This window comes from Arthrobacter sp. B0427-1-12, from assembly GCF_059092905.1.
The window spans coordinates 1-2,165 of record NZ_JBNHIC010000133.1; the positions used below are offsets into that span (position 1 = coordinate 1).

General features: G+C 64.1%; 3 protein-coding genes. All 3 read left to right on the forward strand.

Annotated features, from left to right (window positions below):
* Nucleotides 1-47 precede the first annotated feature (47 nt).
* The 3 genes from AC5RWU_RS24110 to AC5RWU_RS24120 all read left to right on the forward strand — a co-directional run bounded on the left by AC5RWU_RS24110 (nt 48) and on the right by AC5RWU_RS24120 (nt 2,135).
* The gene (locus AC5RWU_RS24110) at nt 48-674 is read left to right on the forward strand and encodes a TetR/AcrR family transcriptional regulator (protein WP_493986695.1); all 627 of its coding nucleotides are present in this window, start codon (nt 48-50) and stop codon (nt 672-674) included.
* 133 nt (nt 675-807) lie between these two features.
* Nucleotides 808-1,842 (forward strand): phosphotransferase family protein, encoded by a 1,035-nt coding sequence (locus AC5RWU_RS24115; protein WP_493986696.1) that lies wholly within the window; start codon nt 808-810, stop codon nt 1,840-1,842.
* 29 nt (nt 1,843-1,871) lie between these two features.
* Nucleotides 1,872-2,135, forward strand: a complete 264-nt coding sequence (locus tag AC5RWU_RS24120; protein WP_493986697.1) for a hypothetical protein — start codon at nt 1,872-1,874, stop codon at nt 2,133-2,135.
* Nucleotides 2,136-2,165 lie beyond the last annotated feature (30 nt).

Here is a 2,165-nt window from a genome sequence, read left to right on the forward strand (position 1 = left end):
TAGTGTGGGTTCCATCGATGCCACGACGAGGACGAAAACGAGCCCCTATGAATGACAAGCCCCAAGGCCGCTGGAACGAGGTGGTCGAAGCCGCCGCCGTCATCTTCCACGACAAGGGATATGAGGCAACCACTGTTCAGGACGTCGCTGACGCCGTCGGGATCCTGAAGGGGAGCCTGTACCACTACATCAAGACCAAGCATGACCTGCTTTTCGCTGTGGCCGAGCTGGCCGACGCCGCCAGCGCCGAGACCCTAGCGCAGGTGCGGGCCATCGAGGGCGGCCCAGCCGTCCAGCTGGCGGGCTTCATCCGGGCCCATCTCGAGCTCCTGTTTCGCGAGGGAATCAAGTTCCGTGTCTATCTGCACGACATGAAGTCCTTGGAGCCCGAGCAGTACGAGGTGGTGGCGAAACGTCGTCGTGAATACTCGCGCTACGTTGAGGACCTGATCCGGAGCGGTCAGGACGACGGCGTGTTCACGTCTACGATCGATCCACACCTTCTCGCTCTCGGGCTACTGGGAATGCTCAACTGGACGAACGAGTGGTTCCGCGAAGGCGGCCGGAACACGGCGGAGGACGTGGTCACGGCGTTCGTCGAGACAGGTCTGCGTGGGATGGGAACGGCCGAGACCGCCATCGCAGAAGCTGTCGGCCGGACCCAGCCCGCGTGATCCCTGTCGCCATCGAGGACAACTCGGCCGGTCGAGCCCGGTCGGGTGGATCTGATTGCAGCACTGCTTCCGTCGCTGCCAGCCATACGGGAGATTGATCGAGCCCACGAAGACAAACAAAGAAGGAGTGAGCGTGTCCGTCTCAGAGCGAATCAGCGTTGGCGACGTCAACCTGGTCGACGCCGTCGACCGTTGGATCGCGGACCGGTATCCCAGCGGCGCTGCCGCGTCGGGCATCAAGCCAATGCCGGGGAACTCAGGACTCAGCTTCGGGTTCCAGGTCAACGATGGCGCCGGCCGCGCAATCGATGCGGTGGTTCTGCGTCTTGCACCGCCGGGAGTGCGCCGATCGATCAACACCGACGTGCTGCGCCAAGTGCCGCTGTTGCAAGCGCTCGAACGGGCTGAGGTGCCGGTGGCGCCCGTTCTCTGGCACTCGGACGACCCTCAGTGGTTCGGAACCGATGCTCTCGCACAACGACTACTGCCCGCACACCCACTGCATCTCCTTGATGCGGCGTCCAGCGCCGACATCCCGTCATCGGGTGCCCAGCCGCTACTCCAGCGGGCCGCGGCGGTCCTGGCCGATGTGCACCGCGTCGATTGGCAGGCGGAGCTGCCCGGCTGGGCTGCGCCCACCGGCATCGAGCACGAGCTGGAACGGTGGTGGGCGCTGGTCGAGAAGGCAGCGGATCCAGCAGACGCCGAGCTGGCCTTGCGGCTTCGTGAGAGACTAAGCGCCACGGCACCCGCGCAGCCGAGCATCGGCTTGTTCCACGGCGACTTCCAGACCAACAACGTCTTGTACGACGGCTCAGGGACCGTGCAAGCTGTCATCGACTGGGAGATCGCCGGGATCGGTTTGCAAGGACTTGATGTCGCTTGGCTCGCCATGATGACCGATCCACAGCCGTGGGGGTCCGAACACCGGGACAGGCTCAGGATCAAGGCCCGGCCGAAGGACATCCATGACTGGTACGCACAGGCCCGCGGCCACGAGGTGGAATCCTTCGACTGGTTCAGGGCGCTGGCCGAGTACCGATTCGCTGCGATCGTGGCGTTCAATCTCCGGCTGCACCGCACTGGTCGTCGGCCCGATCCGTTGTACGACACCCTCGCATCGTCCATCCGTCCGCTGTTCGAGCACGGACTGACCATCCTCGCCTAGGCGCACCGACCCTTCGAACAGGAGCATCCATGTACATTCGCGTGGACACAACCCTCGTCCCGCCTGCAGTCGAGCTGCACGAGCAGGACGACTTCACCAGTTTCCGAGTCGTACTGGCAACTCCCGCTCATTCATGGATCTCGGCTGACAGCTTGGTGACCTTGGCCGGAGCCGACGACGACACGTCATGGCAGGAGAAACTCGACGGCATGGTGGCGTACGCGACCAGCAAGGGATGGGTCGACGGCCAGGGACGCCTGCGTGCTCACGTCGAGATCGAGTCCACCGACTAGAACATCAGGCGCGCCGTCTCAGGACCGGAG

Bases quoted from the DNA above. Each gene is read 5' to 3' on its own strand.
- AC5RWU_RS24120 (WP_493986697.1), top strand. From the start codon at position 1,872: ATGTACATTCGCGTGGACACAACCCTCGTCCCGCCTGCAGTCGAGCTG.
- AC5RWU_RS24110 (WP_493986695.1), top strand. From the start codon at position 48: ATGAATGACAAGCCCCAAGGCCGCTGGAACGAGGTGGTCGAAGCCGCC.